We start from the raw sequence: 25,063 nt of genomic DNA, 5'->3' as shown, positions 1-25,063 counted from the left end.
GGCGTAGCTGCTCAGCCCGTGACCCCGAGCGAGGGGTCCGGCGTCCCGGCGGGTGGGGTGCCTGGACGAGCGGTGGCCACTCGGACGGTTCCCCTGACGGTCACGGTCCGACGGTGATGTCGTCCGAGCGGCCGGCTTCGAGGCGCGACCACTGGGCGATCGGGCGTCCGTCGGTGCGCGTGTAGGAACTGTCGTCCCGCCACGGCCGTGGCCAACCGGGAGGCGAGTCCTCCCACGGCTCCTGGCGTCCGTACACGGTGAGGTCCATGAGCGCGTAGCTGTAGTCCATGGCCTCGACGCCGCGGTGGGTCGTCCAGTAGGTCTCGAAGACGCGGTCGCCGTCGCGCAGGTAGCACACGAGGTGCATCAGGCCGATGCGTCGCCCGACGAGGAGCGTGTCGAGGGAGCCCTGTGCCGAGTACCACGGGATGTCCCAGCCCATGAAGTCGCGGTACCGGCTGCTCTCCTCGTAGGGCCCCTGACAGAAGACCGCGTAGGTGATGTCGCGGGAGTGCAGGTAGGACAGCTCCGCGACCTGGGTGGTGACCCAGGTGCAGCCCTCGCACTGCTCGGCCGCGGGGTGGCCGGAGTACCACATGGAGTAGTAGGCGATGAGCTGGCGGCGCCCTTCGAACGCATCGAGCAGGGTGACCGGTCCGGAGGGCCCGATCAGCTCGGTGTCGGCGTCGACCTCGACCATGGGCAGGCGCCGTCGGGCCGCGGCGATCGCGTCGCCCTCCCGGGTGTGCGCCTTCTCCCGGACCCGCAGCTCGTCCAGTTCGGCCTGGAAGGTGGCCCGGTCGACGGCCGCGGGCACGCCCGGTGCGCGGGTGGCGCCGGCCGCCGGCCCGCCGGGTTCCGGTGCTCGATCCTCCATGGCTGTCTCCTCTCGTCGTCCCGGCGTCGTCGACGTGTCCGTCTTGCAGGTGGGATCCGGTCGTGCAGGTGGGTGACGTCGGCGGCCTGGAGGGTTCGGTTGATCCTGGTCGTGTCCTGTCGATCGAGTCAGGGCCTGTCGATGCGTCGAGGCGTAGCGCCGAGGTGAGGGTCCGGTCGACGCCGACGGGATCCTCGGGTCGGCTCCCGGCGGGCGCCTCAGCGATGCGCTCGACGTCCGCCAGCCGCCGGTCCCGGTCGGCGGCGCGCGCGGCCGTCCGGCACGCAGTCGCGTCCAGCCCGGGGACCGGACCGTGTACCTCCCCTCGCGCCCGGCCCCGCTGCTGCTCACGAGGCCGGCGGCGTCGAGGTCGGCGAGGTGCTCGGCCACTGCCTGTCGAGGAACAGTGGGTCGTTCGGCCTGTGTGGTCGCGGTGGCCTCGGCGCCGCGGGTCTGCACCCAGGTCTGCCCGGTCCCGTGGACGCAGGCTGCTCCGCGGGGACGCGTCATCGCCGGAGCGGGGTGGGTGGTCGGCAACACGGAACGAGCGTGCCGCCGGTCGCTGCGTGCACCGAGCCGGCCGCCGTCACGTCGTCCGATTCCCTGGGATCCCTGTCCGCCGGACGCCACCCGCCCGGCTCCGGTGGCGTCGCTGCCGGCCTCGACCCGACGTCGGCCTCCGTGGAGGAGGACCACGGCGCCGAACCCGGTCGGGGACGGGTCCTCCCTTCCGAGCCACACCTGCGCGCTCAGCCGGTGGCAGCGCCGAACCACGTGGGCAGCTGGTCGAGCAGGTCCGTCTGATCCTCGCCGACCCACGCCGCGTGGCCGTCCGGCCGCAGCAGCACGGCGGGCACGTCCAGTTCCTCGCTGACGCCGACGACGTGGTCGACCCGATCTGCCCACCCCGCCACCGAGAGCCGGCCGGCCTGGTCGAGGAGCAGTCCGCGGCCGCCGTGCAGCAGCTCGTAGAGGCGCCCCTGCCCCAGCCCCACGTCCGGCATCCGGCGGCCGAGCAGTTCGTGGCCGCCGCCGAAGTCGTAGCGGATCCCGATCGCGGTGGTCTTCTCGATCAGGTACCGGTTCACCTCCTCGAGGTCCATCAGTTCCGACACCAGCCGGCGCACCGCCTGGGGCCCCGGCTCGGTGGACAGGAGCTCGGCCTGCGCCCGGGTGGTGTCCAGCACGTCGGCGGCCACCGGGTGCCGTTCGGTGTGGTAGCTGTCCAGCAGCCCCTCCGGGGCCCAGCCGTTGACTTCGGCGGCCAGTTTCCAGCCCAGGTTGAACGCGTCCTGGAGCCCGAGGTTGAGGCCCTGGCCGCCGGTCGGCGGGTGGACGTGTGCAGCGTCGCCGGCGAGCAGCACGTGGCCGGTCCGGTACCGCTCGGCCAGCCGGGTGGCATCCCCGAAGCGGGACAGCCAGCGCGGGGAGTGCACGCCGAAGTCGGTGCCGGCGACCACCTGCAGGCGCTGCCGGACCTCCTCGAGGGTCGGGGGGACCGAGCGGTCCTCGGTCACCCTCTCGGCCGGCACGACGACGCGGTACAGGCCCTCTCCCGAGGGGCCGACACCGAACCCCTTCTGGGTCCTGCGGACCTCGGTCACCACGGCAGTCACCTCCTCCGGCGGCGCGGTGACCTCCACCTCGCCCGACAGCCACTCGCGCGTGGCCGGCTCGCCGGGGAAGGGGACCCCGAGGAGTCCGCGCACCGTGCTGCGGCCCCCGTCGCAGCCGACGAGATGGCGCGAGCGCAGCTGCGTGCCGTCGGCCAGCTCGGCGGTCACCCCGTGGTCGTCCTGGCTCAGTCCGACCAGTTCGCAGCCGCGCCGGATCTCGACGCCGAGCTCGACGGCGTGCTCGGTCAGCAGGCGTTCCGTGGTGGGCTGCGGGATGCCGAGGACGTACGGATGGGCGGTGTCCAGCCGGTCCGGCGCGGGCTTGCTGATGCCGGCGAAGCCCCCGATCGGGTACTGCGTGCCGGAGGCGAGGAACCGGTCCAGCAGCCCCCGCTGGTCCAGCACCTCGATGCTGCGGGCGTGCAGGCCGAGGGCTCGGACGACCCGGGTCGGCTCCGCGTCCCTCTCCAGGACGAGCGCGTGCACGCCCTGCAACCGCAACTCGCAGGCCAGCATCACACCGGTCGGTCCGCCGCCGGCGATGACCACGTCGATCATGGGATCCCCCTCCGACGAGGTGCGTCTCGGCCCGCGTGCAGTCCGGCGGATCGCCGGCTCGCGAGACCGGCACCCCGCGACGGGCACTCCTGCAGGAGTCGACCTCGGCCGTGCGATCCTGCGGCCCGCCCCGGGTCTTGCCGCAAGCCCCGGGGCGCGCTATAGCTTGGAAGTGGCAGGGAGGGCGGACCTCCTCGCCTCGTCGTCCGTGGCGGATCGGTCCCGAACCGCACGCCACCTCAGGACTCGCCGTGGGAGTGGGTTCGGGCGGCGGCGACAGTCCTCCGGTGCGCGCGCCGGTGCTGCGTCTGCGCCGTGCCCTCAGGGTCGGCCGGCGGGCGGGTCGGCTGTGGCGGACGTGCCGAGGAGGGCTCCGGCGAGGAGGTGCTGCCGGTGCAGCTCTGCTGCTTCGATCAGCTGCTGCTCGTCCCCGGCGAGGAAGGCGTCGAGCATGAGTTGGTGCTCCGCCTGCAGGGCCTTCTGCCCGGTCTCGTCCAGCCTGTTCGCCGCACGGTAGGTCTCGGTGGCGTCCCACAGGCCGTCGAGCAGACGGATGAGGCGCGGCATGCCGCAGGCGGCGAGGACGACGGCGTGGAACCGCCGGCCGTTGTCGCTGAAGGCGTTGACCTGTCCCCGGGCGAGCGCGTCCTCGGCCGCCGCGCAGGCCTCGTGGGCCGCCGCGCGGTCGGCGTCCGTGGCGCTCGCCACCGCTCGCCGCAGGGCCTCGTCCTCCAGCAGCGCGCGCAGGTAGTAGATCTCCTCGAGCTCCTCAGCGGTCAGGCTCGGGACGGCGAAGCCCACGTGGGGTCGATGCGTCACCAGCCCCTCGCCCTCGAGGATCATGAGGGCCTCGCGGACCGGGATCCGGCTGACTCCCAGGGCCGCCGCCACTGCGTCGACCCGGATCACGGTCCCCGGCGGCAGCTCTCCGTCGTTGATCCGGCGCCGCAGCTCCTGGAGGACGGCCTCCTGCATGGTCTGCGGTCGGAACGTGGTCACCACCTGCCACCTCGCTCTGCTGGCGTACGTGGCAGGTAGTGTCCCTCCTCCGGGTCGTCAGTGATGCCCTGGATTCGCCTGGTGGGCGCGCCAGCCACCGCAGTCGGAGATGTCGACGAGCCCTTCCCCCCGGGCGTGCACCTCGGGACGCAGCGCGACGGCCAGGCTGGCCGACCCGTCGGCGAGCTCGATCACGGCGAGTTCCAGCTCGGGGGGCTCCACGGGCATGAACTCGTCGCGGACGGCCTCCAGGGGCAGCGCGTACAGCTCGCCGGGAACGGAGACCCCACCCTCGGCGACCGGCCACAGGGCCGGGAAGCCGCCCTCGCAGGCGTAGAAGCGGTAGCGCGGAGCGGTCCGCACCTCACCGAGGAACGTGTACTGCGCGATGCTGGGGTGCACGCGACCACCGCGCATGCCCTCACCGTTGAGGAAGAGGGGGACGGGAACGGTCCCCTGGGACCGAGCTGGTGCTGTCACGTGGTGGTTCCTCCTCGTCGTCGGCCACCCAGTCGGCGGCGACTCGCACGGCCGGCCGCTGAGCGGCAGGGGCCTCCTTCAGTCGAGCAGTTGCATCTCCTCGAGGTCGAGCGCGGAGACGGCGGTGGGCGCGTGCTCACCCGTGCTGGCCAGCTCCTCGAACTCCACGACCTTGTCCAGCTCGGTGCCCATCGAGATGTTGGTGACGCGCTCGAGGATGATCTCCACGACCACCGGCACGCGGTGCTCGACCAGCAGCTTCCTGGCCTCCTCCAGGGCGGGGCCGATCTGGTCCGGCTCGTGCACCCTCAGCGCCTTGCAGCCCAGCCCCTCGGCGACCTTGACGTGGTCCACGCCGTAGCCGCCGAGCTCGGGGGAGTTGACGTTGTCGAAGGCCAGTTGGACGGCGTAGTCCATGTCGAAGGCGCGCTGCGCCTGCCGGATCAGCCCCAGGTACGAGTTGTTCACCACCACCTGGACGTAGGGCAGGTTGAACTGGGCCCCGACCGCCAGCTCCTCGATGAGGAACTGGAGGTCGTAGTCGCCGGAGAGCGCCACCACCGTGGCGTCCGGGTCGGCGACGCAGACGCCGAGGGCCGCGGGCACGGTCCAGCCCAGGGGCCCGGCCTGGCCGGCGTTGATCCAGTGGCGGGGCCGGTAGACGTGCAGGAACTGGCCGCCGGCGATCTGCGAGAGGCCGATGGTGCTGACGTAGCGGGTGTCCCTCCCGAACGCCTTGTTCATCTCCTCGTACACCCGCTGCGGCTTGATCGGGACGTCGTCGAAGTGGGTGCGGCGCAGCAGGGTCCGCTTGCGCCGGGCGCAGTCCGCGACCCAGCCGCTGCGGTCGGGCAGGTGCCCGGCCGCCTGCCGCTCCCGGGCCACCTCGACGAGGAGCCGCAGCGCCGCTCCGGCGTCGGAGACGATGCCGAGGTCGGGGGTGAACACCCGCCCGATCTGGGTCGGCTCGATGTCGACGTGGACGAACGTGCGCCCGCGGGTGTAGGTCTCCAGCCCGCCGGTGTGCCGGTTGGCCCACCGGTTGCCGATGCCGAGCACGAGGTCCGAGGCCAGCAGGTTCTCGTTGCCGTAGCGCTGCGACGTCTGCAGCCCGGCCATGCCGGCCTGCAGCCGGTGGTCGTCGGGGATCGTGCCCCAGCCCATCAGCGTCGGGACGACCGGGACGTCGACCAGCTCGGCGAACTCCACCAGCAGGTCGGCGGCGTCGGCGTTGACGATCCCCCCACCGGCGACGACCAGCGGCCGCTCGGCGGCGGCGAGCAGGTCGAGCGCCTTCTCGATCTGGGCGCGGGTGGCCTGCGGCTTGTAGACCGGCAGCGGCTCGTAGGCGTCGACGTCGAACTCGATCTCGGCCATCTGCACGTCGAAGGGCAGGTCGATCAGCACCGGGCCGGGCCGGCCGGAGCGCATGAGGTGGAAGGCCTGCTGGAAGGCGCGCGGCACCTGCGCCGGCTCCAGGACGGTCGTCGCCATCTTGGTGACCGGCGCGGCGATCGCGGCGATGTCGACGGCCTGGAAGTCCTCCTTGTGCAGCCGGGCGGTCGGCGCCTGGCCGGTGATGCACAGGATCGGGATGGAGTCGCCGGAGGCCGAGTACAGCCCGGTGATCATGTCGGTGCCGGCCGGCCCGGACGTGCCGATGCAGACGCCGATGTTGCCGGCCTCGGCCCGGGTGTAGCCCTCGGCCATGTGCGAGGCGCCCTCGACGTGCCGGGCGAGCACGTGGGAGATGGTGCCGTTCTCGCGGAGCGCGGCGTAGAGCGGGTTGATCGCCGCTCCGGGCACGCCGAAGGCGTGCGTCACGCCTTCCCGCTGCAGGACCTGCACCGCGGCCTGGATGGCCCTCATGCGAGGCATGGGTCTCCTGTCTCCGGGGCCCGGTGGCCGGGCCCCGCGTCGTCTCGTGGGGTGTCGGGAGGAGCGGTCAGGCGCGGCCGGACAGCTGCTCGACGAGCTTGAGCAGCGCCGAGTGGTCGAGTGCGCCGTCGCCCTGGGCCTTCAGGCTGGCGACGAGCTGGGCGACGACCGCCCCGAGCGGGATGACCACCCCGGCCTCGCGGGCGGCGGAGGTCACGATGCCCAGGTCCTTGTGGTGCAGCTCGATGCGGAACCCGGGCGTGAAGTCCCGGCGGAGCATCGCCGCCGCCTTGCGGTCGAGGATCGCGTTGCCGGCCAGGCCCCCGGCGAGGACCTGCACCGCGGCGTCGGTGTCCACGCCGTGGGCCTCGAGGAAGACGATGGCCTCCGCGACGAGCTCGATGGTGCCGGCGACGATGAGCTGGTTGGCCGCCTTGACCGTCTGGCCGGAGCCGGCCGGCCCCACGTGCACGATCGTCCTGCCGACCGCCTCGAGGACGGGCCGGCTGTCGGCGAAGTCCTCCGGGCTGCCGCCGACCATGATCGAGAGGGTCCCGTCGATCGCGCCCTGCTCGCCGCCGCTCACCGGGGCGTCGAGGACGCGGACCCCGCGCTCGCGGCCCACCTCGGCGACCCGCTTCGCGACGTCCGGGCGGATCGAGCTCATGTCGACGTGCAGGGTCCCTGGCTTGACCAGGCCGTAGAAGCCGTCCTCGCCGATGGTGACCGCCTCGACGTCCGGGGAGTCGGGGACCATGGTGACGACGACGTCGGCGTCCCGCACCGCCTCCGCGAGGCTGCCGGCTGCACGCCCGCCCCGGTCGACGAGCCGCTGGACGGGCTCGGGGCTGCGGTTGTGGCCGATGACGTCGAAGCCGGCCGTGACCAGGTTGGCGGCCATCGGGCCGCCCATGATGCCGAGGCCGATGAAGGTGACCGTCGTCATGTGAGCACGTCCTCCCGGTCGGGGTGGTGAGCAGTCGTGGAGGTCCTCGTTCAGGCGGCGGGACTGCGCAGCCAGCCGAAGCTGTCGGCGGACGCGCCGCTGGGCACGTACTCCAGCCCGACCCAGCCGTCGTAACCGGCGTCCGCGAGCCGGCCGAGGTACCGGTCGAGGTCGAGCTCCCCGGTGCCGGGCTCGTGCCGGCCGGGCGCGTCGGCGATCTGCACGTGCGCGACCCGCGAGCCGTACGTGGCGACCACCCGGTCGAGGTCCTCACCGTTGACGGCCAGGTGGTAGAGGTCGCAGAGGAAGCCCAGGCTCGTCACCCCGGTCTCCTCGGCGACGCGGTCGATCACCCCGACGGCGTCCGCGGCGGTCCGCAGCGGGTACCGGGGCGCGCCGCTGACCGGCTCGACGAGGACCGTGCCGCCGACCCGGCTCGCGGCCCGTCCGGCCAGTGCGAGGTTCTCCACCGCGAGGGCGTCCTGCTCCTCCGGCCGGGCGTCGTCGACCCGGTTGCCGTAGAGCGCGTTGAAGGCGCGGCAGCCGAGCTGCTCGCCGATCCCGACGGTGACGTCGACGTTGTCCCGGAACTCCGAGGAGCGCGCGGGCCAGGACACCAGCCCCCGGTCCCCGCCCGGCATGTCGCCGGCGGAGAAGTTGAGCCCGACCAGACCGACACCGGCGTCGCGGACGGCGCGGACGAAGGCGTCGACGTCGGGGTCGGAGGGCAGGGTCACCGGGAACGGCCACCAGAACTCGACGGCGTCGAACCCGGCCTGCTTCGCCGCCGCCGGGCGCTCCAGCAGTGGGAGCTCGGTGAAGAGAATGGAGCAGTTGACCTCGTACTGGAGGGGGCTGGCGACCATCACTTCTTCCATGGTTCGGTCGGGACGAGGGACCCGCGACGAGTTGTGTCGTCGGCATCGCGAACGCCTGCGGGAATTGCTGTCCGGACATTAAGTACGGTGCGGAGCGCGGTCAACGGCCGATCCCGCTGCGAGGGTCGATATATCGGATATCTGGAATTGGTCCCCTGGATCCGTCCCGGCGAGAGTATTTCGTATATCGCACGGGATCTCGTTGACCGGGTCCATTCACGCTCCTAGCGTCCCCCGGCACTGCACCGTCCCTCGGTGCGCCGAGCCCCTGCCCGGGAGGTCCCGTGGACGCCGTGACACCGGACCGCCACCCCTCCCGCGCCCGGGACCCGACCGGGCGTCCCTCCTCCGTCCGGCCCGGCCGGGGACCGCAGCAGGAACGGCAGGGGTGAGGAGGCAGGCCTGGTGGTGCGCAGCGTCGGCACAGACCTTGCGCACGAGCAACGGGGACGACCACTCCGCCCGGCGGAGACAGCCGACCGCTCAACGAGGAGCGCCATGTCCACCACAGCCCCACCCGCGGCGCCGGGCAAGCGCCGCAAGCACCCCGTCGACGAGGTCCCTCCCGCGGGGAAGCTCGCGGTCTACGGCATCCAGCACCTGCTCGCCTTCTACGCCGGCGCGGTGATCGTGCCGATCCTGCTGGCCGGCGCCATCGGGCTTTCCGACCGCGAGCTCATCCACCTGATCAACGCGGACCTGTTCACCTGCGGTATCGCGTCGATCATCCAGTCGGTCGGCTTCCGGAAGGTCGGCGTCCGCCTGCCGCTGCTGCAGGGCGTCACCTTCACCGCGGTCTCGCCGATGATCGCCATCGGGCTGGCTGCCGGCGGCGGGACCGAGGGGCTGCTCGTCATCTACGGCGCGGTCATCGTCGCCGGGCTGTTCACCTTCGCCATCGCCCCGTACTTCAGCCGCCTCATCCGCTTCTTCCCCCCGGTGGTCACCGGGTCGGTGATCACGATCATCGGCATCGCGCTGCTCCCAGTGGCCGCGGCCGACGCCGTCGGCGGCGCGGCCGATCCGGACCCGGGCAACGCGCGCAACCTCGCGTACGCGCTGGGCACCCTGGCCCTGATCGTGCTCATGCAGCGGTTCTTCCGCGGCTTCCTGGCGACGGTCGCCGTCCTGGTCGGCCTGGTCGTGGGCACGCTGACCGCGTGGGCGCTCGGTGACGCCAACTTCGGTGCGGTCGCGGACTCCTCGTGGGTCGGCGTCACGACGCCCTTCTACTTCGGCTGGCCGAAGTTCAGCCTGGCGGCCATCGTGTCGATGATCGTCGTCATGCTGATCACCGCGGTGGAGACGACGGGTGACGTGTTCGCCACCGGCGAGATCGTCGACAAGCGGGTGGGCCGCAAGGACATCGCAGCGGCGCTGCGGGCCGACGGCCTGTCGACCACCATCGGCGGCGTCCTCAACTCCTTCCCCTACACCTGCTTCGCCGAGAACGTCGGGCTCGTGCGCCTCACCCAGGTGAAGAGCCGCTGGGTCGTCGCCGCGGCGGGCGGCTTCATGATCCTCGTCGGCCTGGTGCCCAAGGCCGGTGCCGTAGTGGCCGGCATCCCGCACCCCGTGCTCGGCGGGGCGGCGCTGGCGATGTTCGCGACCGTGGCGGTCGTCGGCATCCAGACGCTGGGCCGGGTGGACTTCAACGACCACCGCAACGTGGTCATCGTCGCCACCAGCCTGGGGCTGGCGCTGCTGGTCACCGTCCAACCGGGGATCGCCGAGGCGGTGCCGTCGTGGGCGCAGATCATCCTCGGCAGCGGCATCACGCTGGGCAGCATCACCGCGATCGGCCTCAACGCCGTCTTCCACCACATCGGGCGCCCGCACGGCGCCGCCGTCGCGGGCTTCCCGGGGCACGGGCAGGTCCGGCTGCAGGACGTCAACGCGATGAGCCGCGACGAGTTCGTCGCCACCTTCGGCCGGCTGTTCCAGGGCCCGACGTGGGTGGTGGAGAACGCCTACACGCAGCGGCCGTTCCGGGACACCGCCTCGCTGCGGCTCGCCTTCCAGGAGGCCCTGTTCGCGGCCACGCCGGAGCAGCAGCGGCAGCTGATGGACGCCTACCCGGCGCTGGGCAGCGACACGGTCGCCGAGGGGACGGCGGGGGAGCAGTCCACCCTCGACCAGGCGACCGCGGGCCTCACCCGGCTGACCGACGAGGACCACGTGGCCTTCCGCGAGGTGACCACCGCATACCGGGAGAGGTTCGGCTTCCCGCTGATCGTGTGCGTCCGCGACAACCCCAGCCGGGAGCGGATCCTCGAGCAGGGCCGGGTCCGCATGCAGAACTCGCCCATCCAGGAGCACGCGGCCGCGCTCATCGAGATCGCGAAGATCGCCGGGCACCGGTTCGACGACCTGGTGGCCGACGCCAACCCGATCCACAGCGCGCGGACCCAGCGCTACGGCGCGACCGCGCTGTAACCAGCACGCGGGAGGCTGGAGGTGACCTCCGGCCCCGGCCGGGCGGCGGACCGCCGCCCGGCCGGTCCGAGACAGACAGGAGCAGCAGCGATGCAGTCGCCAGCCGTCACCGTGAACGGGCGGTCGATCCCGCTCGACGGCGCCACGCCGCACACCACCGCGCTCGACTGGCTGCGGGCGCAGGGACTGGTCGGGTGCAAGGAGGGCTGCGCCGAGGGGGAGTGCGGGGCCTGCTCCGTCCTCGTCGCGCGGCCCGGGAGGGCCACCCCCACGCGGTGGACGGCCCTCAACGCCTGCCTGGTCCCCATCGCCGCCTTCGCCGGGCAGGAGCTGGTGACCGCCGAGGGCCTGGGCACCCCGGACGCGCTGCACCCCGTCCAGCGGGAGATGGCCGAGCGGGGCGGCTCGCAGTGCGGGTACTGCACCCCCGGCTTCGTCTGCAGCATGGCGGCGGAGTACTACCGCGCCGACCGTGCCCCGGCCGCGGCCTCCGACGGCCACGGAGGCGGCGGCCCGGACCACCTGCACGGCCCGAACGGGTTCGACCTGCACGCCCTCAGCGGCAACCTCTGCCGCTGCACGGGCTACCGGCCCATCCGCGACGCCGCTTTCGCCCTCGGCGCCCCGGAGGACGACGACCGGCTGGCGGCCCGGCGTCGCCAGCCGCCACCGGAGGTGCCCGCCACCCGCGTCACCGCCGGCGGGGCGGAGTTCGTCCGGCCGTCCGGGCTCGCCGAGGCGCTGAGCCTGCTGGCCGAGCGGCCCGAGGCGCTGCTCGTCGCCGGGTGCACCGACACGGGCGTCGAGGTCAACCTGCGCGGGCAGCGCGCGCCGCTGGTGGTGGCGATCGACCAGCTGCCGGAGCTGCGCGGCTTCGACACCACGGAGTCCGCGGTCGAGATCGGTGCGGCGCTGAGCCTGTCGGAGGTCGAGGAGCGGCTCGGCGGCCGGCTCCCGCTGCTCGACCAGGTCTTCCCCCAGTTCGCCTCGCGGCTGATCCGCAACGGCGCCACGATCGGCGGAAACCTCGGCACCGGCTCGCCCATCGGCGACACCACGCCGGCGCTGCTGGCGCTCGAGGCCACCGTCGTCCTCGCCTCGCTCCACGGCGAGCGCGAGGTGCCGCTGGCCGACTACTTCACCGGGTACCGCCGCAGCGTGCGGCGAGCCGACGAGCTGATCCGCGCCGTGCGGGTGCCGCTGCCCCCCGCCGGGCTGGCCGCCTTCCACAAGGTGGCCAAGCGGCGCTTCGACGACATCTCCAGCGTCGCGATCGCCTTCGCCCTCGACGTGCGCGGCGGCGTCGTGCGGCGGGCGCGGATCGGCCTGGGCGGGGTGGCCGCCACGCCGGTGCGCGCCCGGGCCACCGAGGAGGCCCTCGCCGACCGGCCGTGGGACGCCGACACGGTGCGGGAGGTGGCCGCGGTGCTGGCCGCCGAGGGCACCCCGCTCGACGACCACCGGTCCAGCGCCGCCTACCGGTCAGCGATGTTGGGCCAGGCCCTGCACCGGCTGTTCGCCGAGAACCCGACCCCCCTGGAGGTGGGGACGTGAGCGAGCTTGCGAGCTCACCGATGAGCACAGCAGCGCCGCGAACGCGGCCGACGAGCGCCAGCGAGGAGGACAAGTGAGCGCGCTGTCCGAGCGGCCGGCCGAGCCGGTCGTGGGCCGAGCCGTGCCGCACGAGAGCGCCGCCCTGCACGTCACCGGCCGGGCCCTCTACACCGACGACCTGGTGGGGCGCACCAAGGACGTGCTGCACGCCTGGCCCGTGCAGGTCATGCACGCGCACGCCCGCGTGACCGCGCTGCGCACCGAGCCGGCCTCCGCCGTCCCCGGCGTCGTCCGGGTGCTCACCGCCGCGGACGTCCCCGGGGTCAACGACGCCGGGGTCAAGCACGACGAGCCGCTGTTCCCCGACGAGGTCATGTTCTACGGCCACGCCGTCTGCTGGGTGCTCGGCGAGACCATCGAGGCCGCCCGGCTCGGTGCGGAGGCGGTCGAGGTCGAGGTCGAGCCGCTGCCCGCGCTGGTGACCGTCCAGGAGGCGATCGCCGCGGGCAGCTTCCAGGGCGGTCAGCCGCGCCTGGAACGCGGCGACGTCGAGGCCGGCCTCGCCGGCGCGGCGCACGTGTTCAGCGGCGAGCTGGAGTTCGCCGGCCAGGAGCACTTCTACCTGGAGACGCACTGCTCGCTGGCGCACGTCGACGAGAACGGGCAGGTGTTCGTGCAGAGCAGCACGCAGCACCCGTCGGAGACCCAGGAGATCGTGGCCCACGTGCTCGGGCTGACCAACTCGCAGGTCACCGTGCAGTGCCTGCGGATGGGCGGCGGCTTCGGCGGCAAGGAGATGCAGCCGCACGGCTTCGCCGCGATCGCCGCCCTGGGCGCCACGCTCACCGGCCGGCCGGTCCGGCTGCGGCTCAACCGGTCGCAGGACATGACCATGTCGGGCAAGCGGCACGGGTTCGCCGCCCGGTGGCGGGTGGGCTTCGACGAGTCCGGCCGCCTGCAGGCGCTGGACGCCACGTTGACCTCGGACGGCGGCTGGAGCCTCGACCTGTCCGAGCCGGTGCTGGCCCGGGCGCTGTGCCACGTCGACAACGCCTACTGGATCCCGAACGTCCGGGTGAACGGCCGGATCGCCAAGACCAACAAGACCTCGCAGACGGCGTTCCGCGGGTTCGGCGGTCCGCAGGGCATGCTGGTGATCGAGGACGTCCTGGGCCGCTGCGCGCCGCTGCTCGGGCTCGATGCGGCCGAGCTGCGGCGCCGCAACTTCTACACCGCGGGCCGGACGACGCCCTACGGGCAGCCGGTGCGCCACCCCGAGCGGCTGGCGACCATCTGGCGGGAGCTGCTCGAGACGAGCGACGTCGCCGGACGGCAGCGGGAGATCGAGGAGTTCAACGCCACCCACCCGCACCGCAAGCGGGGTCTGGCGGTCACGCCGGTCAAGTTCGGCATCTCGTTCAACCTGACGGCGTTCAACCAGGGCGGCGCGCTCGTGCACGTCTACAAGGACGGGTCGGTGCTGATCAACCACGGCGGCACCGAGATGGGCCAGGGCCTGCACACCAAGATGCTGCAGGTCGCGGCGACCACGCTCGGGGTCCCGCTGTCCCGGGTCCGGCTGGCGCCGACGCGCACCGACAAGGTGCCCAACACGTCGGCCACGGCGGCGAGCTCCGGTGCCGACCTCAACGGGGCGGCGGTCAAGAACGCCTGCGAGCAGATCCGCGGGCGCCTGGCGCAGGTCGCCGCGGAGCGGCTCGGGATCAGCCCCGCCGACGTCCGCTTCGACGACGGCCAGGTGCACGGCATCGCGTTCGCCAGCGACCGGCTCGCGTGGGAGGAGGTCGTCACGGCGGCCTACTTCCAGCGCGTCCAGCTGTGGGCCGCGGGTTTCTACCGGACGGAGGGCCTGCACTGGGACTCGTCGCGGATGCAGGGCGAGCCGTTCAAGTACTTCGCCTACGGCGCCGCGGCGGCGGAGGTCGAGGTCGACGGGTTCACCGGGGCCTACCGCACCCTGCGGGTCGACATCGTGCACGACGTCGGCGACTCGCTGTCGCCGCTGGTGGACCTGGGGCAGATCGAGGGCGGCTTCGTGCAGGGCGCCGGGTGGCTCACCCTCGAGGACCTGCGCTGGGAGGAGCGCGAGGGCCCGCACCACGGGCGGCTGGCCACGCAGGCGGCCAGCACCTACAAGCTGCCGAGCTTCTCGGAGATGCCCGAGGAGTTCAACGTGCGGCTGCTGCGCAACGCGACCGAGGAGGGCGCGGTGTACGGCTCCAAGGCCGTCGGCGAGCCGCCGCTGATGCTCGCCTTCTCCGTCCGCGAGGCGCTGCGCCAGGCCGCTGCCGCGTTCGGGCCGCCCGGGCTCAGCGTCGACCTGGCCTCGCCCGCGACGCCGGAAGCCGTCTACTGGGCCGTCGAGCAGGCCCGTCGGAGCACCGAGCACGGTCACGTCGACGAGGGTGCCCCCGGCGTCCTCCCCGACCAGCCGGGCCCGGACGCGCCGCCCATGGTGCCGTTCTCCGAGCGCGCCCAGCACCTGATGACCCGCACGTGAGGGAGCGGTCGTGGAGTGGACGAAGGCGGTCGAGGAGCTGCGCGCCGGCCGGCGCCGCGGCGTGCTGGTCACGGTGGCGGCGGTCCGCGGGCACGCCCCCCGCGAGGCCGGCGCCAAGATGGTCGTCGCCGCCGACCGCACCTGGTGCTCGGTCGGCGGCGGCAACCTCGAGGCGGTGGCGGTGGCCCGGGCGCGCCAGCTGCTCGACACCAGGGCGTCGCAGCCCGAGCTGCTGACCGTCGCGCTGTCGGACAAGGCCCCGTACCAGCACGGCGTCCAGTGCTGCGGGGGAGAGGTGACGCTGCTGCTGGAGCCGCTGCCGGTCGCGCCGGCGGTCGCCGTCTTCGGCATCGGGCACGTCGGGCTGGAGCTGGCGCGGATCCTCGCCCGGCGCGACCTGGACCTGCACCTGGTCGACTCGCGCCCGGAGCAGGTCGCCGACGAGCGGCTGGCCGTGCTGGCCGACGCGGTGGCGACGGTGCACGTGCACCACGTGCCGGTGCTGCCGGAGCTGGTGCTGGCCGAGCTGCCGCCCGGTGCGCACGTGCTGGTCATGACGCACGACCACGCCGAGGACGCCGCCCTCTGCGACGCCGCGCTGCGCACCCCCGGTCTGGGCTCCATCGGGCTCATCGGCTCGGCGGCGAAGTGGTCCCGCTTCCGGCGCAAGCTCGCCGACGAGGGCCACCCGGACGAGGCGATCGACCGGATCACCACACCGATCGGGCTGCCCGGGCTCACCGGCAAGGACCCCGCCACCATCGCGATCAGCGTGGCCGCCGCGCTGGTGGCGACGCTCGAGCGGGAGGCGGAGGGGGCGGACGGCGCGCAGGCCGCCGCGGACGGTGGACGGATCCCGGCCCCGGGAGCACCGTCGTGACGCTCTACCGGGGCACGGTCCTCGACACCCCCGTCGACCCGTTCACGGGAGGGGTGCTCCGCGCCGACGCCGACGCCGGGCTGTTGGTGCGCGATGGGACGATCGAGGTCCGGGGCGGCTTCGCCGAGCTGCGCGCGCGGCACCCCGGCGAGGAGGTCGTCGACCTCCGCGGCGGGCTGGTGCTGCCGGGCTTCGTCGACACCCACGTCCACTTCCCGCAGGTCCGGGCCATCGGCGGGCTGGGCATGCCGCTGCTGGACTGGCTCTCCAGGTGCGCCCTCCCCGAGGAGGCGCGGCTGGCCGACCCGGGGTACGCCCGAGCCGTCGCGGCGGAGTTCGTCAGCGGGCTGGTGCAGGCGGGCACGACGACGGCCCTGGTGTTCGGCGCCCACTTCGCCTCGGCGGTCGACGCGCTGTTCGCCGAGGCCGCCCGGACCGGCCTGCGGATCACCAGCGGTCTGGTCGTCAGCGACCGGCTGCTGCGCGACGAGCTCCACACGACGCCGCAGCGCTCCTACGACGAGGGGCTCGCCCTGGCCCGGCGCTGGCACGGCGTGGGGGCCAACCGCTACGCCGTCATCCCGCGGTTCTCGCTGTCGTGCGGCGACCCCCTCCTGCAGTCGTGCGCGTCCCTGCTCACCGACGTCGAGGGGGCGTGGTTCACCTCGCACGTCAACGAGAACGTCCGGGAGATCGCCGCCGTCGCCGAGCTCTTCGACGGCAGCCGGTACCTGGACACCTACGACCGGCACGGGCTCATCGGCCGACGCAGCGTGCTGGCGCACAACGTGCACCCCTCGGACGACGAGCTGACGTGCCTGGCCGCCCGGGGCGCGAGCGTCGCCCACTGCCCGACCAGCAACGCGGCCCTCGGCAGCGGGCTCTTCCCGCTCGCCCGCCACCTGGCCCACGGCGTCCGGGTGGCGCTCGGCTCCGACGTCGGCGCCGGCACGGGGTTCTGCCTGCTCAAGGAGGGACTGCAGGCCTACTTCGTGCAGCAGCTGCTCGGGGAGGACGGCGCGGAGCTGACGTCGACCCACCTGCTGCACCTCGCGACCGCCGCCGGAGCCGACGTGCTGGGGCTCCGGGACGAGACCGGCGACCTCGGAGCCGGGCGGCGCTTCGACGCCGTGTGGCTGCGGCCCCCCGCGGGCACGACCCTCGACGTGGCGCTGCGCCACGCGGCGGACCCCGAGGACGCACTGGCCAAGGCGTTCGTGCTGGGCTCACCGGCCGACATCGACACGGTGTGGGTGGACGGCCGGCCGTGCCGGACCAGGTACCCCGTCGCGTGACGTCCGCGCGGGTGCGGTAGGCGGGGAGGTCCACGGCGTCGACCGCCGGGCGGACACCGCGAGTGCGCACCACTCCTCCCGTGGTGCGCACGGGCCGAGCGCAATTGCACGACCGTTCCTCGTGAATTCGGCTGCCGGAACGCCGGGTCCGTCCCGACGAGCGCGGCGGAGGGTATATCGGATACCGGGACCGCCAATGCCGAACGCAATTCGACGGCGCGCAGTATGTCGTATATCCAGCCCGGGCCCATTGACCGGGGCGCACGCCCACTCCTAGCGTTCCGGACAACGGACAGGCGTTTCGACGGGTCCGGGAAGCGTGCGATCGGCACCCGGTGCCGGTGCTCCCGCACCCCTCTCCGCCGCCGGTCGTCCGTGCTCGGACCACTCCACCGCTCTCTTCCCTCGGCAACGGGAGGCCTCGTGACCCCGTACGACACGGTCCTGCGCGCTCGCCGTCTCGTGACGGCCGGGCGCGAGCAGGCCGGCTGCGTCGGGGTCACCGACGGTCGCATCGCCGCCGTCGAGCCGCTGGGGTCCGGTCTGGAGGGACGACGCGTCGTCGAGCTCGGTGCGGACGTCGTCCTGCTCCCCGGCCTGGTCGACGCCCACGTGCACGTCAACGAACCCGGCCGCACCGAGTGGGAGGGGTTCGCGTCGGCGACGCGGGCGGCTGCTGCCGGAGGCGTCACCACGATCCTGGACATGCCGCTCAACAGCATCCCGCCGACGGTGGACGTGGCCGCGCTGGAGGTGAAGCGCAAGAGCGCCCTCGGCCAGGTCTCCGTCGACGTCGGCTTCTGGGGGGGCGCCGTCCCCGGGAACCTGGGAGAGCTGACCGCGCTGCACGCCGCGGGCGTCTTCGGCTTCAAGTGCTTCCTGGCGCACTCGGGTGTCGAGGAGTTCCCCCCGCTGCGTCCTGCGGACCTCGAGGACTACCTGCGGGTCCTGCGGACCGTCGACGGGCTGCTCATCGTCCACGCCGAGGACGGCGACGTGATCGAGCAGGCCCCCAGCGTGCACAGCGACGACTACCGCGACTTCCTGTCCTCACGGCCACGGGTGGCGGAGGACCGTGCCATCGGCCGGGTCATCGACGCCGCCCGGGCCACGGGTGGCCGGGCGCACATCCTGCACCTCTCCAGCAGCGACGCCCTCCCGCTGATCGCCGAGGCGCGCCGCGACGGCGTCCGGATCACCGCCGAGACCTGCCCGCACTACCTGACGTTCGCGGCCGAGGAGATCCCCGCCGGGGCGACGCAGTTCAAGTGCTGCCCGCCCATCCGGGAGGCGGCCAACCGCGAGCTGCTGTGGCAGGGACTCGCCGACGGGACCATCGACTGCATCGTCTCCGACCACTCGCCGTGCACCCCGGAGCTCAAGCGGCTCGACCTGGGCGACTTCGCGCAGGCGTGGGGCGGCATCTCCTCCCTGCAGCTCGGTCTCTCCGACGTGTGGACCGAGGCCCGGCGCCGCGGCTTCTCCCTCGCCGACGTCGTGCGCTGGATGGCCGAGCGACCGGCGCAGCTCGTCGGGCTGCAGCGCAAGGGCCGCATCGAGCCCGGCTACGACGCCGACTTCTGCGTCTTCGCGCCGGACGACGGTTTCGTCGTCGACCCCACCACGCTCTTCCACCGCAACCCGATCACCCCGTACGCGGGCCGGCGGCTCGACGGGGTCGTCCGCAGCACCTGGCTGCGCGGCCTGGAGACAGGCGGCGCAGAGCCGGCCGGCGACCGCCCGCGGGGCCACCTGCTGACCCGAGGAGAGGCATGACAGTGAGCAGCCCTGTGCAGGAACAGTCCGGCGTCGCGATGGTGGACCCCGGAGCCGACGCGGCGCCGGTGCGGGAGGACTTCACCCGCCTGCCCGACCTGGCCTCGCGCAGCCTGGGCGGCAGCGTCGTCCACGCCAACGACGAGCTGTTCGCCGAGCGGGAGAACCTGATCAAGCCGGAGGCGCCCACCTACTCGACCTACACCTTCGGGCACAAGGGTCAGGTCTACGACGGCTGGGAGACCCGCCGCCGCCGCGAGCCCGGCCACGACTCCGCCATCGTCCGCCTGGGCGTGCCGGGGATCGTGCGGGGGGTCGTCGTCGACACCGCCTTCTTCAAGGGCAACTACCCGCCGGCCGTGTCGGTCGAGGGCGCCGCGGTCGAGGGCTACCCCTCCCCGGCGGAGCTGCTGGACGCGGAGTGGGTCCCCCTGGTGCCCCGCTCGCCGGCCGCCGGCGACACGCGGAACGTCTTCGCGGTCGACCAGCCGCAGCGCTTCACCCACGTCCGCCTGTGCATCTACCCCGACGGCGGGGTGGCCCGGCTGCGGGTGCACGGCGAGGTGGTGCCCGACCCCCGGTTCCTGGCCGACGGAGCCGTCGACCTGGCCGCCCTCGCCAACGGGGGCGTGGTGAGCGGCTGCAGCAACATGTTCTTCTCCTCGCCCACGAACCTCATCTCGCCCGGCCTGGCGCGGCTGATGGGGGAGGGGTGGGAGACCGCCCGCCGCCGCGACGACGGCAACGACTGGGTCGAGTTCTCCCTGGCCGGGCCCGGCGTGGTGCGCCTGGCCGAGCTGGACACCAGCTGGTTCGTGGGCAACGCCCCCGGCTGGGCCTCCCTCCGCGGCACCCTCCGCGGACCCGGTGGGGCGGCCGGCCCGGAGGAGTGGACCGAGCTGCTGCCCCGGACCCGGCTGCAGCCGGACACCCGCCACCTGTTCCGCCTGCCCGACGTCGGCGAGGTCGACACCGTCCGGCTCGACGTCTTCCCCGACGGCGGGATGGCCCGGGTGCGGCTGCACGGCGCCCTCGGCGACCAGGGGCGGGCCGAGCTGGGACTGCGCTGGTTCAACAGCCTGCCGGCCACCCAGGCCCGGCAGGTGCTGGCCCAGGAGTGCGGCCTGGACGGCACGGCGGCCGACGACGTCCTCGCCGGCCGGCCGGTTCCCGACCCGAGCGCGCTCCCCGGCGCCGTCCGCTCCCTGCTGACGGGCGGTGCCCGGTGAGCGGGTCGGTGGACGAGCTGCAGGCCGGTCTCGAGACGCTGGACGCGCTGCCCGCCGACCGGGCCGAGGAGCAGCTGGCCGCCTGCTGCGCGGCCCGCGCCTGGGTCGCCCGCATGGTCGCCGGCCGGCCCTACGCCGACGTCGGCGACCTCCTGACCGCCAGCGACCGCGCGATCCAGGACCTCGGACCCGACGACCTGGCGGAGGCGCTGGCGGCGCACCCCCGCATCGGACAGCGGGTGGCCGGCTCGTCCCCCGAGGCCGCCTGGTCCCGGCAGGAGCAGTCCGGGATGGCCGACGCCGACACCGAGGTCCGGGCCGCGTTGCGCGAGGGCAACCTCGCCTACGAGGAGCGCTTCGACCAGGTCTTCCTGATCCGCGCGGCCGGCCGGTCACCCGCGGAGATGCTCGCCGAGCTCCGCCGCCGGCTGGGCAACGACCCCGAGGCCGAACAGCGCGAGGTCGCCGAGCAGCTGCGGCAGATCACCCGCCTCCGGCTGGAGAGGTCGCTGCAGCCGTGAGCTCCCTGTCGACGCACGTCCTCGACGCCGTCTCCGGGCGACCCGCCGCGGGGGTGCGGGTGTCCCTGGACCGCCGCGTGGGGGAGCACTGGCAGCCGCTCGGGAACGGTGTCACCGACGCCGACGGCCGGCTGCGCGACCTGGCTCCCGACGGGCTCGACGCCGGGGCGCACCGCCTGACCTTCGCCACGGGCGACTACTTCGCGGCGACCGGCCAGACCGGCTTCTACCCCGAGGTGACGGTGGCCTTCACCGTCACCGAGGACCGGCACCACCACGTCCCCCTGCTGCTCAGCCCGTACGCCTACTCCACCTACCGAGGTTCCTAGACAGGAGTGATCCCCATGGCAGTCGTGCTCGGCCACAACCAGTACGGCAAGGCGGAGAACCGGGTCGTCCGGGTCTTCCGCGACAGCGACCCCCACGAGATCGTCGACTACAACGTCAGCGTCGCGCTCTGGGGCGGCCAGGAGGCGCCGCACCTGACCGGCGACAACTCCCCGGTGCTGCCGACGGACACGCAGAAGAACACCGTCTACGCGTTCGCCCGGGAGGACGACGTCGTCGCGCAACCGGAGTCGTTCGGCATCCGGCTGGCCCGCCACTTCGTCGACGAGACCGAGCCGATCACCCACGCGCGGGTCCGCATCGAGATGTACCCGTGGACCCGGCTGGGCAACCCGCACGCCTTCACCCGCGACGGCCGCTTCGTCCGCACGGCGACGGTGACCTACGACGGCTCGACCACCTGGGTCGTCTCCGGGGTCGAGGACCTGTGGATCCTCAAGACCACCGACTCCGAGTTCGCGGACTTCCTGGAGGACCGGTTCACGACGCTGGCGCCCACGCACGACCGCCTCATGGCGACCTCGCTGCGCGCCCAGTGGTGGCACACCAGCGAGGACGTCGACTGGGGCAAGTCCCACGACCGGGTCGTGCAGACGGTGCTGGAGACCTACGGCAACCACCACAGCCTGGCGCACCAGCAGACCCTCTTCGACTGCGGTGCAGCCGTGCTGGAGGAGCAGCCGCAGATCGCCGAGATCCGGGTCACCGCCCCGAACAAGCACCACTTCGTCTACGACCTCGAGCGCTTCGGCATCGACAACGCAGGCGAGGTCTTCCACGCCGACGACCGCCCCTACGGGCTCCAGGAGCTCACGGTCCGCCGCGACGACGCCCCCGCCCCCGGCCTGGCCTTCGACCCCGGCCAGGGCTGGTGACCACACCGACCCGCTGAGCGAGGAGACCGTCCGATGGCCAAGTGGAACAAGAGGGGCCGCACCGGCGCCGGCACGACCGGCGTGCACCCGGTCGACCAGGTGCTCCCGCCGGGGCCGATGGTGGCCTACGGCCTGCAACACGTGCTGAGCATGTACGCGGGTGTGGTCGCGGTGCCGATCATAGTCGGCACCGCGCTCGGGCTCACCCCCGCGCAGACCACCTACCTGATCAGCGCCGGCCTGTTCATCTCGGGTCTGGCCACGCTCCTGCAGACCCTCGGGGTCTGGCGGATCGGCGCGCGACTGCCGATCGTGCAGGGGACGTCGTTCGTGGCCGTCTCCACCATGATCGCCATCGGGGCACCGCTGGGCGGCGAGGCGGGGTTGCGCGCCATCTTCGGGGCACTCATCGTCGCCGGTGCCATCGCCTTCCTGATCTCGCCGTTCTTCACCCGGCTGCTCCGGTTCTTCCCGCCCGTCGTGACCGGCACCGATCACCGTCATCGGGATCTCCCTGCTCCCGGTGGCCATGCGGTGGGCGCTCGGGCCCGCAACCAGCCCCGACTTCGGGTCGATGCGCAACATCGGGCTGGCCGCGGCGACCCTGGTGATCATCATCCTGATCTACCGCTTCCTGGGCGGCTTCTTCAACCGCGTGGCCATCCTCTTCGGGCTCGTCCTCGGGACGCTGGTGGCCATCCCGTTCGGGGCGACGGACTTCGGCCGCCTCGCGGACGCCGCTCCCTTCCAGCTGACCGAGCCGTTCCACTTCGGCACGCCGACCTTCGCCGTCGGGGCGATCGTCTCGATGCTCATCGTGATGCTGGTGATCATGACCGAGACGACGGCCGACATCCTGGCCATCGGCGAGGTCGTGGACAAGCGGCTCACCCGCCGCGACGTGACCGGCGGACTGCAGGCCGACATGCTCTCCACCACCGTGGCCGGCGTCTTCAACGGCTTCTCGGTCAGCGCGTTCGCGCAGAACGTCGGCCTGGTCGCCGTCACGGGGATCAAGAGCCGGTTCGTCGTGGCGGTGAGCGGCGTCATCCTCTTCCTGCTCGGCCTCTTCCCGGTCCTCGGGGCGATCGTGGCGATCGTGCCGCTGCCCGTCCTCGGGGGCGCCGGGCTGGTGCTGTTCGGCACGGTCGCCGCCAGCGGCATCCGCACGCTGAGCAAGGTGGAGTACGACGGCAACGCCAACCTGGTCATCGTCGCGGCCGCCCTGGCGATGGGCGTCATCCCCATCGCCGTCCCCGAGTTCTACGAGCCCTTCCCGAGCTGGTTCGAGGTCGTCTTCGACTCCGGCATCAGCGCCGCCGCGATCACCGCCATCCTGCTCAACCTGCTGTTCAACGTGCGGCGCGGGCAGCCCGAGGAGGCGCCGATCTTCGCGGAGGCGCCGGCGATCGGCACCACCTTCGAAGGGGACACCGAGGGGATCGTCGTCGAGCACACCGACACCGATCACCCGACCCCGACCAGGCCGACGCGCCCGGCCTCGGACAGCCACCACTGACCGGGACCGACGACGGAGCGGGACCCGCCGGAGCCCGTTCCGTCGTCGCCCGGCCCGGTCGCCGGTGGGCCGCTTCCGGAGGCCGCGCTGGGGGACCGGCGGGACACTCTGTCGAGCAGGCCCGGCTGAACCCCGACACCGAGGAGGCCCGCGTGTACGAACGGCCCTACGAGCTGGTCGGCGCGGCCGACAGCCTGACCGCGCGCGTCCGCGCCCGGGGCAACGACGTGCTGCGCAACCCGATGCTCAACCGCGGCACGGCCTTCACCGGGGCCGAGCGGGAGGCACTGGGCCTGGAGGGCCTGCTGCCCAGCGCGGTGTCGTCGATGGACGGGCAGGTGCGCCGCACGGAGCAGCAGTACCGGGGGCAGCCCGACCCCCTCGCCAAGCACGTGTACCTGGCCAGCCTCCGGGACCGCAACGAGGTCCTCTTCTACCGGCTGCTCAGCGAGCACCTGGAGGAGATGCTGCCGGTCGTCTACACGCCGACCATCGGCGACGTCATCGAGCGCTTCAGCCACGACTACAACCGGCCGCGCGGGGTCTTCCTGTCCATCGACGAACCGGACGCCATCGAGGGCGCGCTGCGCGCCTACGGCCTCGGCCCGGACGACTGCGACCTCATCGTCGCCACCGACTCCGAGGGGATCCTCGGCATCGGGGACCAGGGCGTCGGCGGCATCCAGATCTCCATCGGCAAGCTGACCGTCTACACCGCGGCCGGCGGCATCCACCCGCGGCGGGTCATCCCCGTCGTGCTCGACGTCGGCACGGACAACCTGCGCCTGCTCGACGACCCGATGTACCTCGGCAACCGGCACCCCCGGGTGCGCGGCCAGCGCTACGACGACTTCATCGACGCGTTCGTGACCGCGGCCACCACGCTGTTCCCGAACGCCCTCCTGCACTGGGAGGACTTCGGCGCGAGCAACGCCCGGCGGATCCTCGAGCGGTACGACCCGACCTGCTGCACCTTCAACGACGACATGCAGGGCACGGCGGCGGTCGTGCTCGCCGCGGTCTTCGCCGCGTTGCGGGTCACCGGCGCGCCGCTGCGCGACCAGCGGGTGGTCGTCTACGGCGCCGGGACCGCGGGGATCGGGATCGCCGACATGCTCCGCGACGCCATGGTGCGGGAGGGGCTGTCCCGCGAGGAGGCGACGCAGCGGTTCTGGGCGCTGGGCAGCCGCGGGCTCCTGACCGAGGAACGCGCTCCCGAGCTGCGGGACTTCCAGGTGCCGTACGCCCGCCCCGCCGGCGAGACGGCCGGCTGGGCCGCAGCGGACGGGTCCATCGGGCTCGCCGAGGTCGTGGCCCGGGCCCGGCCGACGATCCTGATCGGCACCTCCACCCAGCCGGGGGCCTTCAGCGAGCCGATCGTGCGCACGATGGCGGCCTCCGCCGAGCGACCGGTCATCCTGCCGCTGTCCAACCCCACCTCCCTGTGCGAGGCGCTGCCCGAGGACCTCCTGGCCTGGACCGACGGCCGCGCCCTGGTGGCGACCGGCAGCCCGTTCCCGCCGGTGCACCACGACGGCACGGAGCACGTCATCGCGCAGGCGAACAACGCCCTGGTCTTCCCCGGTCTGGGGTTGGGGGTCGCGGTGGTCAGGGCACGGCGGGTCAGCACCGGCATGCTGACCGCGGCCGCCGCCGCGGTCGCCGAGCTGCCCGACGCGGGGACCACCGGGTCGGCGCTCCTCCCACCGGTGGACGACCTGCGGTCGGTGTCCGCGGCGGTCGGCATCGCGGTGGCGCAGGCCGCGGCGGAGGAGGGGCTGGCCCAGGTCGAGCTGCACGACCCGGTCCGGCAGGTGCACGCCGCGATGTGGCGGCCGGAGTACCCGCGGATCGAGGCCGTCTGACCACCCGTGCGC

The 25,063-nt window shown here is 73.3% G+C and carries 19 protein-coding genes and 1 pseudogene; 13 read left to right on the top strand and 7 right to left on the bottom strand.

From position 1 onward, the window contains the following. Nucleotides 1-100: 100 nt before the first annotated feature. The 7 genes from ACWIX7_RS03740 to ACWIX7_RS03710 form a co-directional block, all read right to left on the bottom strand. The gene (locus ACWIX7_RS03740; RefSeq protein ID WP_448620277.1) at nucleotides 101-877 is read right to left on the bottom strand and encodes a DUF899 family protein; all 777 of its coding nucleotides are present in this window, start codon (nucleotides 875-877) and stop codon (nucleotides 101-103) included. A 749-nt stretch (nucleotides 878-1,626) separates the two neighbouring features. Further along, on the bottom strand, nucleotides 1,627-3,051 hold the full coding sequence (gene rox, locus ACWIX7_RS03735; RefSeq protein ID WP_448620276.1) for a rifampin monooxygenase: 1,425 nt from the start codon (nucleotides 3,049-3,051) through the stop codon (nucleotides 1,627-1,629). Nucleotides 3,052-3,372: 321 nt separating this feature from the next. Next, the gene (locus ACWIX7_RS03730; RefSeq protein ID WP_448620275.1) at nucleotides 3,373-4,050 is read right to left on the bottom strand and encodes a GntR family transcriptional regulator; all 678 of its coding nucleotides are present in this window, start codon (nucleotides 4,048-4,050) and stop codon (nucleotides 3,373-3,375) included. Between the two features lie 57 nt (nucleotides 4,051-4,107). Beyond that, nucleotides 4,108-4,530, bottom strand: a complete 423-nt coding sequence (locus ACWIX7_RS03725) for an allophanate hydrolase-related protein (protein ID WP_448620274.1) — start codon at nucleotides 4,528-4,530, stop codon at nucleotides 4,108-4,110. Between the two features lie 78 nt (nucleotides 4,531-4,608). Then, on the bottom strand, nucleotides 4,609-6,399 hold the full coding sequence (gcl, locus tag ACWIX7_RS03720) for a glyoxylate carboligase (protein ID WP_448620273.1): 1,791 nt from the start codon (nucleotides 6,397-6,399) through the stop codon (nucleotides 4,609-4,611). Between the two features lie 76 nt (nucleotides 6,400-6,475). Beyond that, nucleotides 6,476-7,408: a 2-hydroxy-3-oxopropionate reductase gene (locus ACWIX7_RS03715; protein WP_448622127.1), complete on the bottom strand. Its 933-nt coding sequence runs from the start codon at nucleotides 7,406-7,408 to the stop codon at nucleotides 6,476-6,478. Beyond that, nucleotides 7,405-8,220, bottom strand: a complete 816-nt coding sequence (locus ACWIX7_RS03710; RefSeq protein ID WP_448620272.1) for a hydroxypyruvate isomerase family protein — start codon at nucleotides 8,218-8,220, stop codon at nucleotides 7,405-7,407. The genes ACWIX7_RS03715 and ACWIX7_RS03710 overlap by 4 nt, the downstream gene beginning before the upstream one ends. 510 nt (nucleotides 8,221-8,730) lie before the next feature. Between ACWIX7_RS03710 and uraD (ACWIX7_RS03705) the strand changes: the two genes are divergently transcribed. From uraD (ACWIX7_RS03705) to ACWIX7_RS03645, 13 genes and pseudogenes are all read left to right on the top strand, one after another. Further along, nucleotides 8,731-10,668: a 2-oxo-4-hydroxy-4-carboxy-5-ureidoimidazoline decarboxylase gene (gene uraD / locus ACWIX7_RS03705; RefSeq protein ID WP_448620271.1), complete on the top strand. Its 1,938-nt coding sequence runs from the start codon at nucleotides 8,731-8,733 to the stop codon at nucleotides 10,666-10,668. Nucleotides 10,669-10,758: 90 nt separating this feature from the next. Next, on the top strand, nucleotides 10,759-12,222 hold the full coding sequence (locus tag ACWIX7_RS03700; protein ID WP_448620270.1) for a xanthine dehydrogenase small subunit: 1,464 nt from the start codon (nucleotides 10,759-10,761) through the stop codon (nucleotides 12,220-12,222). Nucleotides 12,223-12,295: 73 nt separating this feature from the next. After that, nucleotides 12,296-14,743 carry a xanthine dehydrogenase molybdopterin binding subunit gene (xdhB, locus tag ACWIX7_RS03695; RefSeq protein ID WP_448620269.1) on the top strand — a complete coding sequence of 816 codons (2,448 nt, stop codon included), beginning with the start codon at nucleotides 12,296-12,298 and terminating at the stop codon, nucleotides 14,741-14,743. A 10-nt stretch (nucleotides 14,744-14,753) separates the two neighbouring features. Beyond that, nucleotides 14,754-15,623 carry a xanthine dehydrogenase accessory protein XdhC gene (gene xdhC, locus ACWIX7_RS03690; RefSeq protein ID WP_448620268.1) on the top strand — a complete coding sequence of 290 codons (870 nt, stop codon included), beginning with the start codon at nucleotides 14,754-14,756 and terminating at the stop codon, nucleotides 15,621-15,623. Beyond that, nucleotides 15,620-16,918 (top strand): guanine deaminase, encoded by a 1,299-nt coding sequence (locus tag ACWIX7_RS03685; protein ID WP_448620267.1) that lies wholly within the window; start codon nucleotides 15,620-15,622, stop codon nucleotides 16,916-16,918. The genes xdhC and ACWIX7_RS03685 overlap by 4 nt, the downstream gene beginning before the upstream one ends. A gap of 423 nt (nucleotides 16,919-17,341) precedes the next feature. After that, entirely contained in the window at nucleotides 17,342-18,694 is a 1,353-nt protein-coding gene (gene allB, locus ACWIX7_RS03680; protein ID WP_448620266.1) for an allantoinase AllB, read from the top strand. A gap of 2 nt (nucleotides 18,695-18,696) precedes the next feature. Next, nucleotides 18,697-19,923, top strand: a complete 1,227-nt coding sequence (gene alc, locus ACWIX7_RS03675) for an allantoicase (RefSeq protein ID WP_448620265.1) — start codon at nucleotides 18,697-18,699, stop codon at nucleotides 19,921-19,923. Beyond that, the gene (uraD, locus tag ACWIX7_RS03670) at nucleotides 19,920-20,444 is read left to right on the top strand and encodes a 2-oxo-4-hydroxy-4-carboxy-5-ureidoimidazoline decarboxylase (RefSeq protein WP_448620264.1); all 525 of its coding nucleotides are present in this window, start codon (nucleotides 19,920-19,922) and stop codon (nucleotides 20,442-20,444) included. The genes alc and uraD (ACWIX7_RS03670) overlap by 4 nt, the downstream gene beginning before the upstream one ends. Then, nucleotides 20,441-20,773, top strand: a complete 333-nt coding sequence (gene uraH, locus ACWIX7_RS03665) for a hydroxyisourate hydrolase (protein ID WP_448620263.1) — start codon at nucleotides 20,441-20,443, stop codon at nucleotides 20,771-20,773. Before uraD (ACWIX7_RS03670) ends, uraH begins: the two co-directional genes overlap by 4 nt. 15 nt (nucleotides 20,774-20,788) lie before the next feature. Beyond that, complete coding sequence (gene pucL / locus ACWIX7_RS03660; RefSeq protein WP_448620262.1) at nucleotides 20,789-21,667, top strand: factor-independent urate hydroxylase; 879 nt, start codon at nucleotides 20,789-20,791, stop codon at nucleotides 21,665-21,667. Between the two features lie 33 nt (nucleotides 21,668-21,700). Continuing rightward, a pseudogene (locus tag ACWIX7_RS03655) lies at nucleotides 21,701-22,096 on the top strand (solute carrier family 23 protein); the annotation flags it as partial. A gap of 64 nt (nucleotides 22,097-22,160) precedes the next feature. Further along, on the top strand, nucleotides 22,161-23,186 hold the full coding sequence (locus tag ACWIX7_RS03650) for a solute carrier family 23 protein (protein ID WP_448622126.1): 1,026 nt from the start codon (nucleotides 22,161-22,163) through the stop codon (nucleotides 23,184-23,186). A 152-nt stretch (nucleotides 23,187-23,338) separates the two neighbouring features. Further along, nucleotides 23,339-25,051, top strand: coding sequence for an NAD-dependent malic enzyme (locus tag ACWIX7_RS03645; protein WP_448622125.1), 1,713 nt, complete (start codon nucleotides 23,339-23,341; stop codon nucleotides 25,049-25,051). Nucleotides 25,052-25,063: the final 12 nt, after the last annotated feature.

It is taken from the genome of Geodermatophilus sp. URMC 65 (assembly GCF_053502545.1).
The sequence above is the reverse complement of the archived record's forward strand: the minus strand, read 5'-3'. Positions and strand labels throughout refer to the sequence as shown.